This window comes from Novimethylophilus kurashikiensis (assembly GCF_003112435.1).
In the GTDB taxonomy this organism is placed as follows: domain Bacteria; phylum Pseudomonadota; class Gammaproteobacteria; order Burkholderiales; family Methylophilaceae; genus Novimethylophilus; species Novimethylophilus kurashikiensis.
On sequence record NZ_BDOQ01000003.1, the window covers coordinates 365,716 to 381,739 of the forward strand.

Sequence of the window (16,024 nt, forward strand, 5' to 3'; positions counted from 1 at the left end):
GATCGTCCTTTTATGGGTATTTTTTATCAGGCGATAGCTACGTCATCGCCATTAGTACTATTGACTGGAATGCGGGTTAATTTAACCTTATCTGGCTTTACAAACGTGGAGTCCCTGACTGTTAAGCCGCTATGAACTATTACCCCTTTATCCGGAGCAGGTAGCCTAGGAAGATTAGAATAAAGCACCTCTCTTCCGACATGCGAAGCACCGCCCATGGGATGGGTAGAGTAGGTACTATCAATGATTCGAGCCTTTAAAGAATACCTCTGATACAAAGAGCGGACTTCAGGTGCATCATCATAGGAAAGCATCCATTTTGCTTTTGAAGCGATCAAGTAGTCGCGTAAACGAGCATGTCCCTCCTTATCAAAATAGTATCCGTAGAGCTGTTCTGCTTTGTGATAGTAAGGCGGATCCAGGTAGAAAAAACATTTATTATTTGCTAGTAGTCGATCGCAAAAAGTCTCCCAATTATTATTGGAAACGCTTAAGACTCTATCGCCTAATTTGCTTAATTCGCGAATCCTGGTGGCTAGTCTTTCACGATTAAATCTGACACCAACGGTTCTTTTGGTTTGGCCCCATCCGCCTAATGGCCCAGATTGGTGGATGATGCCGTTAAATGATGTGCGATTGAGGTATAGACACTTCAGAGCGGACTCTCTCGGGCTTATGGGCTCAAGAGCTTTTTGTCTGCGCCATTCATCAATGGTAAGAGGTATCGTCATGACTTGCTCCGCAAGCCACTCAGCATGGGTTTCCGAGAAAACGGTATCCCAGAGATGAGCAACTAGCGGATCAGCATCATTAAGTGCAACGTAATCAGCGCAACCAGATTCCAAGAGAGCAATAGACGCACTAGCTCCACCACAAAATGGCTCTGCAAAAACATAGCCGCTCAAACCATTCAGGCGAATGGCACGACTAATGAAGTCGACAAAGCGCGCTTTACTTCCCGGATAGCGCAGAAGACTCCGTGTGTTTGTCGACAAGATAATTCCTGTTGTTATTTTTAAATTGTAAGTACAACTATGCACATGGACATCATTGTGGCCTAGTCACCGCGAATGTTTAATCCTCAATCAATACACCATACATCATATGGGAATGTGCACATATTAGGCCCTTAGCAAGATGAATCGTTTGTTTCAATACCCAAGTTATCCAGTTTTATTTTAAGGGATTGGTTTTGAAGGTTCTACCTATCAGATGGAATAGGTTGCTATGTATTAAATGAAAAGGGCGAGGACAAATCTAATTCTTTTTTTAGTATGTTGCTTACAACGCTGTATCTACTTTGTAAGTCCATATATTCTTTTTCTTTCAAGTAGGCAAAGAATTTATAAACTGGGGGAGCAATCATCGTATTCCCATAGCTCTGGATCTCTCTGTTCTTAATCGTCTCAAAACTGTATATGGCTGTGCTGTTAGCCAAATATACGAGAGCGTTCGCACTGATTTTTCTGGCGTCTTTCAAGCAAAAATGCCTAAACACTCTAACAACCATTCCTAGCGGATCTGGGTTTTTCTCCAGTACGACATCTAATACTCTGGATCTTAGCTCTTCAAGATATTTATCACGACAAATAAATGATCTTGTTCTCCAGTTCATTAGTATTGCGTCCCAATTGAGTACTGTAGTTTCAGTCAGAGAGGCTATACTTTTATACTCTACTAAGCCTTGTTTTATTGCCCATGTTTCTTCTGCATTCCATATATCTACCGGCCAACCATCTATCTCAAGGCGAAAACCACCAAACTTATTTCTTTTGGCTCCATTAGATTCCAAATAATTGACACAATTATCCCAAGCCCCCTCTACAACAACATCGATATCGGAGCCAAATCCTCTTTTCCCAAGAAGTGCCATATCCCGCAACACCCCTCCAAACAAATAGACCTCCCCATCAGGGACGGCATCGCAAATGAAATTTAAGAATTCCCATATGCTTTTGCTTGGGTAAATAATATTTTTCTTAGGCTTTAACTCAAAAGGAAAATCTAGTAATAACTGTGATGGCTTACTCGAGCTCTTCTTGGAAGGCCGTATAAGGCGATCTACTCTGTCTCGCAGATTCTCAAACGATCTTACTGGATGAGGTTTAGCGTATTGCATTTTTTGAGAGAGACAAATAGGTCATGCTTTTTTACTAAGTAACTTTCGGTCATCCCAGAAATCGTGTCACATAAAAGTTGGCATTTGTTGTAAAGGGTTTTGTCGGAGGCATCATAAATTCTTCGATAATTTTCGGAAATTTCTCCAAAGATGAATCTTTCAAAAGGCTTTTCAGAAGATCCGTCAGCAGAAATGGCATCCCAAACCATGTCCATCATGTTTTTAATGTAGTTATTTCCCTTTAGCTCAAGCAGTAATACATCCTTATGTTGAAAACCGTGGCGAAAATCAAAATCTTTCACCGCTTTACATAACTGAGCACAAGGTGAATTTTTAATTAATTCAAAACCAAGCTCTATCGTTCCATTCATCATACTTTCAACATGGGCTACAAACACATTTGTTGCCGACTCAACCATTGCGGATATTGCCTTAACCCTGAACATTTGCATCGAAATGTCGTTTAACTCTCGGGAGCTTAAGTCATTTTTTTTAAATTTACCGTTCTGATCCCTAGACACTTTGATAACGTCTCTTATTACGTCGTCGCTCCCATCATGAGATTCGAGAAAATCCATAAGGTCGTAAAATGATGCATAACCTTTCTTCACGGTGTCTTCGGCATCGATTATTGAATAAGCAATATCGTCACAAGCCTCCATCACGTAAGCCAAGGGATGCCTAATTCCTTCTGCAAGGCCAGTGTGCTGCCATACTTCTTGGACTATTTCTTCTTCACCATTGAAAATACCAAACTTTTTGAATCCGCCTTTATTTTTAGATCCATACACACTCGGATACTTAATAAGCGCGGCAAGCGTCCCAACAGTCAAATTAAGACCAAATTGATCATTTAATATTTGTAGGCGCGTTAAAAGCCTAAACGTCTGAGCGTTACCATCGAACTCACGAAAGTCAATGTCAGCATGAGGGCATGCTTTGTCACTACGAAACCATTGTTGCATTGCAACCTCACCCTGATGTCCAAATGGTGGGTTACCTAAATCATGTGCCAAACCTACCGCAGCCAATAACGCAGGGACATTTCTTTTTACTTGAAGCTCTTCATGCGCCGAACCAAAAACCTTTTCTGCATGTTCAAAAGCCAAACGCACACCAATACTTCTAGCTAGATTACTAACTTCATGGGAGTGTGTAAGTCTGTTCCTTACAGAATCGTGCTCTTCCATCGGAAAAACTTGCGTTTTGTCAGCCAATCTTCGCGTTGGGGTAGCAAATAGAATACGGTCAAAATCTCTCTCAAACTCTGTCCTGCTTGCACCTGTTCCTATGGACTCAGCTGATCCATGCAGATCCTTACGCCTTGATTGATTCAACAATTTTTTCCACTCAAGCATTTTTCCCCCTCGTTCGAATCGTACAAAATCATTAAAGAACTTCAGAACATCGTCAATAAATATTAATAACCAAATTTGAGAGCATTCTCGCTCAAGCCGAATACAGTTATTAACGATAGGTCCATTATGGAGATCTCGCTCGAAGAGGTAGCACTCTTCCCCCTTCCCGCATCGTTTCCAGTTCATCGGCCCACCATTGCGCCAGCTTGTGGCGTTCTTCGATGTACGTGGCCCGGTTGTAAGTAGCTCGGATCGCATCTCGGTCTTTATGAGCCAAAGCCGCCTCGATCACATCGTGCCGGAATTGCCCATGCTCGTTCGCCATCGTGCTGAAGAAATGACGGCAACCATGAGGAACAACTCGATACTCGGGCCAGAGCATTCTGAATGCTTTGGTCAGCGTCATTTCTGATATTGGCTTGGTTGGATCGCTACCAGGGAACAGCCATTTGCTATGGCCTGTTAATCGCTCCAAATCTTCCAGGGCCGCGATAGCCTGCCTTGATAGCGTGACTATGTGCGCCTGACGCGTTTTCATGCGCTCTTTTGGAATCGTCCATTCTGCTTTATCCAAATTGAACTCATCCCATTGGGCTGCGCGTAGCTCGCTTGGTCGCTTAGCAGTGAGCATGAGTAACCAGATCGCTAAGATGGTCTCGTGTCGCCCTTGATAGTCGGTCAAGCGCCGCAGGAACTCCCCGGCATCATTTCGATTGAGAAAAGTTGGATAGCCTTCGCTCTCTGGTTTCTTGAGCACACCCACCAGGCATGAGGCCGGATTATCGCCTTTGAGCTTTCCTGTGGCTTTGGCATAGTCGAATACCTGGCACAACCATGCTCGGCATTTACCCATCAACTCCAATGCGCCGCGTGATTCCATGACACGCAGCGTAGATAGCAGTAAAGGGGAAGTGATGTCAGAAACCGAAAGGGTTCCGATTCGGGGATAGACGTTAGCTGCGAAAGTTGCTGTGATCTTACTGCGATAGGACTCGGAGATTCCGCTGCCTTTGATCTCGATCCATTCCTGGGCGACCGCCTTGAAAGTTGTTTCCGCTTCTAGTGCCTTTGATTCGGCAACCTTGCGCTTATGCTGGATTGGATCTACGCCATCAGCGACGAGCTTACGCGCCGCTTTAGCCGCATCTCGTGCCTCTGCCAGGCTCATATCGGGATAGCTACCCAGGCGCACCAGCTTTTCTTTGCCGTGCAAGGTGGTTCGTACCTGGAAATATTTGCTTCCGTTTGGATGAATGAGCACAAAAAGCCCGCCGCCGTCCTTCAGAGTCCACGGCTTTTCGGTGCTCTTGGCGTTGCTAATTGACTTGTCTGTCAACAATTCCGTAGCCATATCGCCTCCAAAACGTATACAAATTTTGTATACAAACGAATGTATACGGTTTTATATACGGATTTTTCTTGGATGTCTACGGATCAGATTGGACTAACCCAGACAATAAAACCGCTTAAATTCACGGTTTTATTGGGTTTTCTGGATTATTTTGGACTGCTTTAGACTTAAAACTGGTGCCGCTGACCGGAATCGAACTGGTGACCTTCGCATTACGAATGCGCTGCTCTACCGACTGAGCTACAGCGGCGAAGGCGCGATTATAGATTGTCTCGGCTACATGTGCAATTTTGGTTTTTCTATCAAGCCTTATCGGGAAATCCAACCAGGCCCATCACGAAGCGGATGAAGTTGTAGGTCATCCATGTCGTGCCGCGCCTTATCCAGCCGATATGGTTCCAATCATCTAGACGCAACAAGCGTGCGCCGCTCTGGATGGAGAATTCGAGGTCAGCACGCAATTGCCGGGCGAAGCCTTCATCGTCCACCACGATGTTGGCTTCGCGGGCGAGCCACAGGCTCATCGGGTCGATATTGGACGAACCCACCGTCGCCCAACGGTTGTCGATGACGGCCACCTTGGAGTGCATAAAGCTCTTTTGGTACTCGTGGATTTCGATGCCCGCGGCGAGAAAACTGCGATAGAGGGCACGAGTTGCGTGGTGTAACAACCAGTATTCCACGCGGCCTTGCAGTAGCAGGACGACCCTGACGCCGCGTCTGGAAGCGCTGATCAAAGCGCGGCGAAAATCCATACCGGGAAGAAAATAGGCGTTTGCGATGACAATTTCGTGCTGGGCAGACTCGATCGCCGCGAGATAGGCTTGTTCGATGTCATGGCGGTGCAAGGCATTGTCGCGCATGACGTATGCCGCCCACATGTTACCAACCTGGTGAGGCGCTGCCAGGGTACGATGCGGTCGAACACTACGGAGCCTGGCCCAGGCTATACGACGCCATAAGCGTCTGACGCTAGCCTCGATACTCGGTAGCAGCGGACCTTCTACCTGAACTGCGTAATCCACTCGCGGTGGCGTATGGCCCGGCGTATTCATGTCGTCGATGATGTTGATGCCCCCCACGAAGGCAACCTTGCCGTCCATGACCGCCACTTTTCGATGCAAGCGACGCAGGCGGTTGCGCTTGAGGGTCCAGGGCGAAATCTTGGGGCGATAGATCAATACTTCGACGCCGGAGTCTTGCAGTTCTGCAATGAACTTGCGAGGCAGCCGATTGCACCCAAAACCATCTACCAGCAAGCACACATGGACACCGCGCTGGGCGGCATGCATCAAGGCGCCGCCGATACGGCGACCGATGATGTCGTCTTCGAAAATGTAGGTTTGTAGGTGAATTTCGAAGCTGGCTTGCTCGATGGCGCGCTCCAATGCCGGAAAATACTCGGTGCCATTGCGTAGCAGGGTGATCTGGTTATGCGGGAGAAAATCGGTCATAGCCTCGTCAGCACGGCAGACAAGGCAGCATGATCGGAGATTTTGGCGTAGGCGGTGCCACCATAGACTTGCGCCTGTTGAACATGAAACCCGCGAATGTAGATACGGTCGAGCCGCAGCATGGGGAATACCGATGGAAAGCTACGCGCAGGCTTTCCGCGCTGGTTTTCGAAGACTTCCTTGAGTTGGAGCTTTTCGCAAAGGATCCGACTGGCATGCATGCGCCAGTCGTTGAAATCGCCGGCAATGATGAGCGGCGCATGGGGCGGCACCAGGGTTTCGATGCGTTCGCGTAGCGCCAGGATCTGCTGCTCGCGCCAACGGCCAAACAGACCGAGATGTGTGCATACGCAATGCAGTGGCTGATCCCAGCCGGGCACGGCCATCTCGCAGTGCAACATGCCGCGTTTCTCTGTAGCGTGGGCGGAAATATCCTCGTTTTCCCATTTGGAAATTGGATATTTTGAAAGCAGCGCGTTGCCGTGGTGGCCGGCAGGATAAACGGCGTTCTTGCCGTAGGCATGACTAGACCAGATGCTGTCGGCCAGGAATTCGTGCTGAAGCCCGCGGAACAAGGGTTCGTGCCGCGCATGCTCACCCTGGACTTCCTGCAAAAACACGATATCGGCTTGCAGCTTGCGAATCATCTCGCGCTGCTCGTGCAAGACCATGCGGGCATTGAAACTGGTCATGCCCTTGTGGATGTTGAACGTTGCGATGCGCAGCGTGTTCGACATCTCGAATTATGAAACGGCTAGCATCCTATCCAGTGTCAGCTTCGCCAGTTCTGCCTCATCGGGAGCGACGTGGATACGGTTGACAACATTGCCGGAGGCGAGATTTTCCAGCGTCCAGGCCAGATGCTGTGGATCGATGCGAGCCATGGTCGAGCACTCGCACACTAGCGGCGACATGAACTGCACCACCTTGCCTTCCGGCTTCATCCGCTCGGCCAGGCGATTGACCAGGTTGAGTTCGGTGCCTACCAACCAGCGCGTACCGGGTGCAGACTCGGACACGGTCTTAAGGATGAATTCTGTCGAGCCGACGTAATCGGACTGGCGGCAAACCTCGAACGTACATTCGGGGTGCGCGATGACCTTGCCTTCCGGATATTGCTCGCGGAACTTGGCGATGTGCTGCGGCTGGAACATCTGGTGGACCGAGCAATGGCCCTTCCACAGCAGGATTTTGGCTTTGTCGATCTCTTCCTTGGTCAAGCCGCCCAGCGGCAGATCCGGATCCCACACCATCATCTCGTCGAGCGGAATACCCATCTTGTAGCCGGTCCAGCGGCCCAGGTGCTGGTCGGGGAAGAACAGGATTTTTTCGCGCTGGTTGAATGCCCATTCGGCAATCTTGGTCGCATTGCTGGAAGTGCACACGATGCCGCCATGCTCTCCGCAAAATGCCTTGAGATCAGCTGCGGAGTTAATGTAGGTAACCGGGGTAAAGGTCTGATCGAAATCGTAGTGTTCGGACAGTTCGCGGCGGCAGCGCTCGACCTTGGCGAGATTGGCCATGTCGGCCATGGAACAGCCGGCGGCCATGTCCGGGAGAATGGCGACCTGATCGGGACGGGACAGGATATCCGCCACTTCCGCCATGAAATGCACGCCGAGGAAGACGATATATTCAGCATCCGACCCAGCCGCGTAGCGCGAAAGCTTAAGCGAATCGCCCGTGAAATCGGCATGGCGGTAAACGCCCTCGTGCTGGTAATGATGGCCTAAGATCACCAGCCGGTCGCCGAGCTTGTCGATGGCCGACAGGATGCGTTCCTGGCAAGCATCGTCGTTCTCGGACTGGAAGCGTTCGAATTTGATGGGAGCTGATTGCATAGTCTGCCTTGGTACTCAACCGGATTACTTATAAGTGTTGGCCATGCCGTTCGCCCAGCAACCGCAAAGCCTCGACATTGGTCCATGAAAAAACACGGACGGCGGCTTCCCGCCAATCCACCCATTCATACCGCAAGTGCTCGTCCGGTGCTAATGTGACCGGCAGCGGGGCCGGCAGTTCCAGCCCGAACTGGTGCTCGGTATTGTGCGTCACGCTCGGCGCATACCGATAGCGCCAGTGCGGATAGATCTCGTATATGTGTTGCGTCTGCCAATCTTCAAGACCGTAGTGTTCGGCGTCGAGCCCGGTTTCTTCCGCGACCTCGCGCACCGCCGCATCTATCGGCAATTCGCCATCCTCGAGACTCCCCGTGACGGATTGCCAAAAACCGGGCTTATCGGCCCGCTCCAGCAGCAGTACTTGCAAATCCGGGGTATGAATCAGGACGAGAACGGAAACAGGCGTCTTGTAGGGCATCGGGGCGATACTTTACCAGAGCCTGATACAATTACCACCATACTCGGTTTATGTAATTGATTGATCTATTTTGAACTCCAACGATAAAAACATCCGCTGGCATGAAGCTCAGGTCAGCCGCAGCGACCGCAACCGTCAAAACGGACACGGGAGCGTGATACTGTGGTTTACCGGTCTGTCCGGCGCGGGTAAATCCACGGTTGCCCATGCCGTCGAAAAAAGGCTTTTCGATCTCGGTTGCAAGACTTTTGTTTTCGACGGCGACAATGTTCGTCATGGCTTGTGCGCAGACCTGGGATTCTCGGCTGAGGATCGCACGGAAAACATCCGGCGCATCGGCGAAATGGCCAAGTTGTTTATCGAGGCTGGTGTCATCGCCCTCACGGCGTTCATCTCGCCGTTTCGTTCCGATCGTGACCGTGTCCGCGTCTTAGCCGGAGAAGGAAATTTTCTCGAAATCTACTGCCAGTGCCCACTAGACGTATGCGAGGGGCGTGATGTGAAAGGCTTGTATGCTAAAGCCCGGCAGGGGCTAATCAAGGAGTTCACCGGAATTTCATCGCCTTATGAAGCACCGGAAGCGCCTGAGCTGACGATCAATACAAACCTTCAAACTCTCGACGCCTGCGTCGACCAAGTGCTGGCGCTATTGCGCCAGCGCAAGATCATTCCTTAATCCTCGATCCCCAACTCCTGCACTTTGCGGGTCAAGGTATTGCGCCCCATGCCAAGCATAGTGGCCGCTTCAATGCGGCGCCCGCCGGTATGGGAAAGCGCCTTGGTGATGATGACGCGCTCGAACTGGCGCGTCAGCGTATCGAGGATTTCCGGCTCGCCTCGATCCAGCATACTGCCTACCTGACCTTCCAAGGCGCTCAGCCAGTCCGTCGAAGCTGCGGGATGCGTTTCGCTGTCCTGGCGCAGCTCCGGCGGCAAATCCGCCACGTCCACGTTCTGCCCGGGTGCCATGACCGTGAGCCAATGGCAGACGTTTTCCAGTTGGCGGACATTGCCGCCCCAGTTGAGCGAGGACAGAAAGCGCAGAGCAGCCGGCGAGGGATGTTTGGGCTCCACACCCAATTGCTGGGCGCTTTGCTGCAGGAAGTGCCGCGTGAGCAAGGGGATATCTTCACGGCGCTCGCGCAACGGCGGGAGTCGCAGGCGGATCACGTTGAGGCGGTGGAACAAGTCCTCGCGGAACAAGCCTTGCCGCACGCGGTCTTCGAGGTCCTGGTGCGTGGCAGCGATAATCCGCACGTTGACCTTGACCGGCTGATGGCCGCCCACGCGGTAGAACTGGCCATCGCACAGCACCCGCAGCAGACGCGTCTGCAAATCCGAAGGCATATCGCCAATTTCGTCCAGGAACAACGTGCCGCTGTCGGCCTGCTCGAAGCGACCGCGTCGCGCACCCTGGGCACCGGTAAAGGCACCGCGCTCGTGGCCGAACAATTCGGACTCCAACAAATCCTTGGGAATCGCCGCCGTGTTGATGGCGATGAAAGGCTTGTCTGCACGCGGGCTATGGCGGTGCAAGGCGCGTGCAACCAGTTCCTTGCCGGTGCCCGACTCGCCGTTGATCAGGACCGTCGCATGCGAGCGCGACAAGCGGCCGATGGCGCGGAAAACCTCCTGCATGGCAGGCGCCTGTCCGATGATTTCCGGCGTTTCCTCCACGACCTGCACGCTGGCACTCTCGCGTTCGCTTTCTTCCACGGCACGGCGGATGATCTCAACGGCCTGATCCACATCGAAGGGCTTGGCCAGATATTCGAACGCCCCGCCCTGGAAAGCCGCAACGGCGCTTTCCAGGTCGGAATACGCCGTCATGATGATGACGGGCACTTCGGGCAAGCGCTTCTTGATTTCCTGCAGGAAATCGAGGCCGGAACCACCGGGCATACGGATATCGCTCACGACGACCTGCGGCTTCGAGCTTTCCAACTCGGTCATCGCCTCAGGCACGGATGAGAATGTCTTGAACGGCATATCGGTACGGCCCAAGGCCTTTTCGAACACCCAGCGTATGGAGCGGTCGTCGTCGATAATCCAGATGGGTTTCATAGTGTGTCCTGGTTCCTGGCTTGGTGATTGGCGCGTGTGGCCGTGTATTCGATGGGCAGCAGAATGGTAAAACAGGTGCGGCCGGGCTCGCTCTCGCACTCGATCATGCCGTGATGCTGGGTGATGAAATTCTGCGCGAGCGTCAGCCCCAGTCCGGTTCCGCCTTCGCGGCCCGACACCAGCGGATAGAAAATACGCTCGCGGATGTCTTCGGGGATACCCGGACCGTTGTCGACGATCTGTAGTTTGATCGCGACGCGATAACGCTTCTTTGCCAGGGTGACTTGCCGCTCGGCGCGCGTTCTCAACGTAATCATCCCCTGTCCGTGCATGGCCTGCACGGCGTTACGGGCAATGTTGAGCACCGCTTGGATCAACTTTTCGCGATCGCCGACGAGGTCGGGCAAGCTGGTGTCGTAGTCGCGGCGAATGGTAATACCCCCCGGCGATTCTGCCAGCAACAGGCTGCGCACGCGCTCTAAGACCTCGTGAATATTGGTGAGCTCGTACTTGGGCACACGATGCGGCGCCATCAATCGATCCATCAGCGATTGCAGACGGTCAGCTTCCTTGATGATGACCTGGGTGTATTCGCGCAAGGTCGGCTGCGCCAGCTCGTGCTCCAGCAACTGTGCGGCGCCACGAAGACCGCCCAAAGGATTGCGGATCTCATGAGCAAGATTGCGTAGTAGCTCGGCATTGGCCTGCTGCTGGATCAGCATGCGCTCCTCGCGGGCGATGCGCAGTTGCTGGTCCATTTGCTGGAATTCGACCACGACGCGCACCGGCGGCAGATCGACAGGAGTGACTGTGCAAGTCGCTGCCAAGGTCGCGCCACGATAGGTGTTTAGCGTCAGCTCGTGCTCGCGGAAGGGACTATTACTTACCAACGCGCTGCCGACCGCTCCGCACAGCATTTCCGCGCCGACGAACACCTGGTCGAGCGGCATCATGAACACGTGGTGGTGGCTGACGGCGAACATGACCTCGGCGGCGGGGTTGGCGTAGATCACGCGTCGCTCGCCATCGAGGAGGAATACGGCAGTGGCTAGATGTTCAAGACCGGCGAAAGATGTAGGTAATTGGCTCAGCATCCCAACCCTCTAGCAAGAGCCGGGCCATTTTTTCGCATTCGCATCGAAAGACCAGCTTTAGCGCAGACCGGACAATTCTTTCTGCAACATTTCTATATTTTTTTGGTGCAGATCGACGTCGTCCTGGAGTTTTTTCATTTTCTCATCGAACGCCGCTACATTGCGTCGCGTCACGGTCTGGGACTTACCATCCTTGCCGACGATGGTGGTCTTGAAAGTTTCCGGATCGGACTCACCCTCGGCGTAAGCCTTCTTGGCTTGCTCGAGCGCCACCTGCTCGCTCGCCAATTCGTCCTGCAATATCTTGCGGCGCGTGTCATCGCGCTGCTTTTGAGTGCCCGCATCCACCTTGGGGAAGTTGGAAGGTGTGGGCTGGCTGGCCCGCGGCGCGGCTCCGCCGGAACTGCTGCCATCAGAGCCGAAACAGCTCAGTTTTTTAACGCCCTTCATGGGAATATTGCTGTAGATGATGTGGCCGTCGGCATCCTGATACTTGCATGTGTCTGCCCATACCGGCATCGCAAAAGCCAAACTCAGGAAAAAAGGTAATATTTTCATGGTGCTAGTGTAGTAGAGAAAATCACCTCGAACAACGCATGTGCTCAGTATCCGATGACAGGCAATAAAAAAGGCGGGTTTCCCCGCCTTTTTTAATTCACAACGTCGATTAAACGCTGTAGTACATCTGGAACTCGATCGGGTGCGTGGTCATACGGATGTTGTTGACTTCTTGCATCTTCAGTTCGATGTAAGCATCGATCCATTCGTTGGAGAACACACCGCCACGGGTCAGGAACTCGCGATCCTTGTCCAGGGCAGCCAAAGCTTCGTCCAGGCTTGCGCACACGGTTGGGATCTTTGCATCTTCTTCCGGCGGCAGATCGTACAGGTTCTTGTCTGCGGCATCGCCAGGATGAATCTTGTTCTGAACGCCGTCCAGACCAGCCATCATCAAAGCGGAGAATGCCAAGTACGGGTTCGCGATCGGATCCGGGAAGCGGGTTTCGATACGGCGAGCCTTGTCGGACTGCACGTGCGGCACGCGGATGGAAGCGGAACGGTTCTTGGCGGAGTAAGCCACCTTGACCGGTGCTTCGTAGTGCGGAACCAGACGCTTGTAGGAGTTGGTACCCGGGTTGGTGATGGCGTTCAGCGCCTTCACGTGCTTGATGACACCGCCGATGTAGAACAGGGCAAATTCGGACAAACCAGCGTAGCCGTTACCAGCGAACAGGTTCTTGCCGTCCTTCCAGATGGACTGGTGAACGTGCATACCGGAACCGTTGTCGCCAACGATGGGCTTAGGCATGAAGGTCGCGGTCTTGCCGTACTGGTGTGCAACGTTGTGCACGATGTACTTAAGGGTTTGCGTCCAGTCTGCACGCTTGGTCAGCGTGTTGAACAGGGTACCGATTTCGCACTGACCGGCAGTTGCCACTTCATGGTGATGCACTTCAACGGGAATGCCTACTTCTTCCAGCGCCATGACCATCGCGGAACGGATGTCGTGCAGGCTATCGACCGGAGGAACCGGGAAGTAGCCGCCCTTGACCGTCGGACGGTGGCCGATGTTGCCGCCTTCGAACTTCTCGCCGGAAGCCCATGCAGCTTCTTCGGAGTTGATCTTGACGCTGCAGCCGGACATGTCGATGTTCCACTGCACGGAGTCGAAAATGAAGAATTCGGGCTCAGGACCGAAGTAAGCGGTGTCGCCCAGGCCGGAAGCCTTCAGGTAAGCTTCAGCGCGCTTGGCGATGGAACGGGGGTCGCGGTCGTAACCCAGGCCGTCGGTCGGATCGACGACGTCGCAGGTCAACACCAGCGTGGGCTCGTCGAAGAACGGGTCAATGTAAGCGGTATCCGGATCCGGCATCAGCAGCATGTCGGAAGCTTGGATACCCTTCCAGCCGGCGATGGAAGAACCATCGAAGGCGTGACCTTCAGTGAACTTCTCTTCATTGAAAGCGGAAACCGGCACGGAAACGTGCTGTTCTTTGCCGCGGGTGTCGGTAAAACGAAAATCGACGAAGCGGATTTCGTTATCCTTGACCAGCTTCATTACGTCGGCGACTGCCATTTATTTCTCCTCAAAACGCGAGTTAAAGATTAAAGCGACCCGGTTGAGCAGCACAATTCGTGCCACTCAATTTTTGTAAAGTTTCCATTCTCCCACAAACAGATAGGGAAGCGAAACAAAAAGCGCCGCACCAATTATGGGCAAATCGACGAGGCAGAGCACCAACAAGGTGCATTTAGGTTGGCATCGTATTCCCTTCATGAAAAAAGCCTTATACTCGCGCCATTTGGACCACCGGGAAGACCGATCATGGAATCCTTGAACGCAATTTTAGGCCGCGCCAAACAGCGCGCTACCGAAAACGGCTTGGGCTATACCGGCGCACTCACTCCGACCGAAGCCTGGGAAGTGCTGAAAAAAGCCCCGACCGCAAAACTCGTCGACGTGCGCAGCCAGGCTGAACTCGACCTGGTCGGCCGCGTTCCCGAGACCACCCATATTCAATGGGCGTTCTACCCGGAGTGGAAACCCAACCCCGACTTTATTGCCCAGCTCAAGCAGCAGGTGGACCCTGAAGGCGTAGTGATCTTCATGTGCCGCACGGGCGCACGTTCCGACAAGGCAGCCAAGGCAGCCGCGGCAGCCGGTTTCGCCGAGGTCTATAACATGCTGGAAGGCTTCGAAGGCGAGGCCAACGCGCAGACCCGTCATCGCGGCGAAATCAACGGTTGGCGGGCGGCTCACCTGCCCTGGTTCAATGCCTGATCGTTACGCAGTTTTCGGCAATCCCATCGGCCACAGCAAGTCCCCCCTCATCCATGCCGCCTTTGCCCGGCAGACGGGGCAGGACATCGTTTATGAAGCCAGGCTGGCAGCGCTGGACGGCTTCACTCAAGCCGCAATCACCTTTGCGGTAGAGGGCGGTCGCGGCGCAAACGTGACCGTGCCGTTCAAGGAAGAGGCGTTTCGCCTTGCCACCCAACTTTCAGAACGCGCGGCCAAGGCGGAGGCCGTCAACACGCTGACCTTCAAAGGCGACGAAATTCTCGGTGACAATACCGATGGTGCAGGCTTGGTGCGGGACATTCGCGACAATCTGCACTTCGAACCCGCCGGAAAACGTATCTTACTCATGGGTGCCGGAGGCGCGGCACGCGGCGTAATTCAGCCACTACTTGAGGCCAAGCCGGCCGCGCTGATGGTGGTCAATCGCACTGAGGAAAAAGCGCATCTCTTGCGCGATTTCTTTAACGGCATCAAAACCGGCGGCTATGCCGATTTGCAGGGCAGACAATTCGATCTCGTCATCAACGCGACGTCCAGCGGACTTTCCGACCAACTGCCGCCGCTGCCCGACACCGTTTTTTCCGACGGCGCGTTGGCCTACGACATGATGTACGGCCGCGAAACACCCTTCATGCGTTTTGCCCGCGAACATGGCACTACTGTGGCCGACGGGCTGGGCATGCTGGTAGAGCAGGCGGCAGAGGCCTTCTTCATCTGGCGCGGCGTCCGCCCCCAAACCGCGCCCGTCATCGCCCAATTCCGCGCCGCATGACCTTTAAGCGCTTTCTCTGGCGCGGCCTGCTCGCGCTGCTGATCTTGCTTGTGCTCTACCAGCTCTGGATTTTCCTGCACGTATGGTGGTGGGTGGATCACAACCCCGACTCCAGCGCTTTCATGGAAGAGCAGGAGCAAATCCTGCAGGCGAAAAACCCGGATGCGGAGATCAAGCACCGCTGGGTGCCGTACAACAAGATATCGAACAACCTCAAGCGCGCCGTGATTGCTGCCGAAGATGCCAAGTTCGTCGACCACGAAGGCTTCGACTGGGACGGCATCCAAAAAGCCTACGAAAAGAATCTCAAGAAGGGGAAGATTGTCGCGGGCGGCTCGACCATCAGCCAACAGCTTGCCAAGAACTTGTTTCTGTCGGGACGCCGAACACCCTGGCGCAAGCTGGAAGAGGCAATGATCACGCTGATGCTGGAAAAGCTCATGACCAAGCGCCGCATCCTCGAGATTTACCTCAACAGCATCGAATGGGGCAACGGCGTATTCGGTGCAGAAGCAGCGTCGCGCCACTACTTCCACACCTCAGCCGCCGGCCTTTCCGCAGCACAAGCTGCAAAGCTGGCGGCCATGGTGCCCAATCCACGGTATTACGACGCGCACCGCAACGCCGTGGGCCTGGGTCGCAAGACCGGCATCATCCTCGCTCGTATGCCGGCGGCAGAGCTGCCCTGAC

The 16,024-nt window shown here is 53.4% G+C and carries 16 protein-coding genes and 1 tRNA gene; 4 read left to right on the plus strand and 13 right to left on the minus strand.

Annotated features, from left to right (window positions below):
• Positions 1-26: 26 nt before the first annotated feature.
• The 9 genes from NMK_RS05275 to nudB all read right to left on the minus strand — a co-directional run bounded on the left by NMK_RS05275 (position 27) and on the right by nudB (position 8,601).
• Positions 27-995, minus strand: coding sequence for a DNA adenine methylase (locus NMK_RS05275; RefSeq protein ID WP_181376174.1), 969 nt, complete (start codon positions 993-995; stop codon positions 27-29).
• A 230-nt stretch (positions 996-1,225) separates the two neighbouring features.
• The gene (locus NMK_RS05280; protein ID WP_109014708.1) at positions 1,226-2,119 is read right to left on the minus strand and encodes a nucleotidyltransferase domain-containing protein; all 894 of its coding nucleotides are present in this window, start codon (positions 2,117-2,119) and stop codon (positions 1,226-1,228) included.
• The gene (locus NMK_RS05285; RefSeq protein WP_109014709.1) at positions 2,092-3,477 is read right to left on the minus strand and encodes a deoxyguanosinetriphosphate triphosphohydrolase family protein; all 1,386 of its coding nucleotides are present in this window, start codon (positions 3,475-3,477) and stop codon (positions 2,092-2,094) included. Before NMK_RS05285 ends, NMK_RS05280 begins: the two co-directional genes overlap by 28 nt.
• A gap of 124 nt (positions 3,478-3,601) precedes the next feature.
• On the minus strand, positions 3,602-4,828 hold the full coding sequence (locus tag NMK_RS05290; RefSeq protein WP_109014710.1) for a tyrosine-type recombinase/integrase: 1,227 nt from the start codon (positions 4,826-4,828) through the stop codon (positions 3,602-3,604).
• Between the two features lie 174 nt (positions 4,829-5,002).
• Positions 5,003-5,078 (minus strand) — tRNA-Thr (locus NMK_RS05295).
• 52 nt (positions 5,079-5,130) lie between these two features.
• Complete coding sequence (gene clsB / locus NMK_RS05300; protein ID WP_109014711.1) at positions 5,131-6,282, minus strand: cardiolipin synthase ClsB; 1,152 nt, start codon at positions 6,280-6,282, stop codon at positions 5,131-5,133.
• A complete protein-coding gene (locus NMK_RS05305; RefSeq protein ID WP_109014712.1) occupies positions 6,279-7,019 on the minus strand; it encodes an endonuclease/exonuclease/phosphatase family protein in 741 nt (246 codons plus the stop codon). Before NMK_RS05305 ends, clsB begins: the two co-directional genes overlap by 4 nt.
• 6 nt (positions 7,020-7,025) lie before the next feature.
• Positions 7,026-8,123: a quinolinate synthase NadA gene (gene nadA, locus NMK_RS05310; protein WP_109014713.1), complete on the minus strand. Its 1,098-nt coding sequence runs from the start codon at positions 8,121-8,123 to the stop codon at positions 7,026-7,028.
• 28 nt (positions 8,124-8,151) lie between these two features.
• On the minus strand, positions 8,152-8,601 hold the full coding sequence (gene nudB / locus NMK_RS05315) for a dihydroneopterin triphosphate diphosphatase (protein WP_109014714.1): 450 nt from the start codon (positions 8,599-8,601) through the stop codon (positions 8,152-8,154).
• A gap of 70 nt (positions 8,602-8,671) precedes the next feature.
• Here nudB and cysC point away from each other — a divergent pair, with 70 nt between their 5' ends.
• A complete protein-coding gene (gene cysC / locus NMK_RS05320; RefSeq protein ID WP_109014715.1) occupies positions 8,672-9,277 on the plus strand; it encodes an adenylyl-sulfate kinase in 606 nt (201 codons plus the stop codon).
• Here cysC and ntrC read toward each other — a convergent pair.
• The 4 genes from ntrC to glnA all read right to left on the minus strand — a co-directional run bounded on the left by ntrC (position 9,274) and on the right by glnA (position 13,836).
• On the minus strand, positions 9,274-10,665 hold the full coding sequence (gene ntrC / locus NMK_RS05325) for a nitrogen regulation protein NR(I) (RefSeq protein ID WP_109014716.1): 1,392 nt from the start codon (positions 10,663-10,665) through the stop codon (positions 9,274-9,276). The genes cysC and ntrC overlap by 4 nt on opposite strands.
• Positions 10,662-11,759 carry a nitrogen regulation protein NR(II) gene (glnL, locus tag NMK_RS05330; protein ID WP_109014717.1) on the minus strand — a complete coding sequence of 366 codons (1,098 nt, stop codon included), beginning with the start codon at positions 11,757-11,759 and terminating at the stop codon, positions 10,662-10,664. Before glnL ends, ntrC begins: the two co-directional genes overlap by 4 nt.
• Positions 11,760-11,816: 57 nt before the next feature.
• Positions 11,817-12,317, minus strand: coding sequence for a DUF4124 domain-containing protein (locus NMK_RS05335; protein WP_109014718.1), 501 nt, complete (start codon positions 12,315-12,317; stop codon positions 11,817-11,819).
• Positions 12,318-12,426: 109 nt separating this feature from the next.
• Positions 12,427-13,836, minus strand: coding sequence for a type I glutamate--ammonia ligase (gene glnA / locus NMK_RS05340; protein WP_109014719.1), 1,410 nt, complete (start codon positions 13,834-13,836; stop codon positions 12,427-12,429).
• A 249-nt stretch (positions 13,837-14,085) separates the two neighbouring features.
• Between glnA and NMK_RS05345 the strand changes: the two genes are divergently transcribed.
• The 3 genes from NMK_RS05345 to mtgA are packed head-to-tail and all read left to right on the plus strand — an operon-like array spanning position 14,086 to position 16,023.
• Positions 14,086-14,541 (plus strand): rhodanese-like domain-containing protein, encoded by a 456-nt coding sequence (locus NMK_RS05345; RefSeq protein ID WP_109014720.1) that lies wholly within the window; start codon positions 14,086-14,088, stop codon positions 14,539-14,541.
• A complete protein-coding gene (aroE, locus tag NMK_RS05350) occupies positions 14,534-15,334 on the plus strand; it encodes a shikimate dehydrogenase (RefSeq protein WP_109014721.1) in 801 nt (266 codons plus the stop codon). The genes NMK_RS05345 and aroE overlap by 8 nt, the downstream gene beginning before the upstream one ends.
• Positions 15,331-16,023: a monofunctional biosynthetic peptidoglycan transglycosylase gene (gene mtgA / locus NMK_RS05355; RefSeq protein ID WP_109014722.1), complete on the plus strand. Its 693-nt coding sequence runs from the start codon at positions 15,331-15,333 to the stop codon at positions 16,021-16,023. Before aroE ends, mtgA begins: the two co-directional genes overlap by 4 nt.
• Position 16,024: the final 1 nt, after the last annotated feature.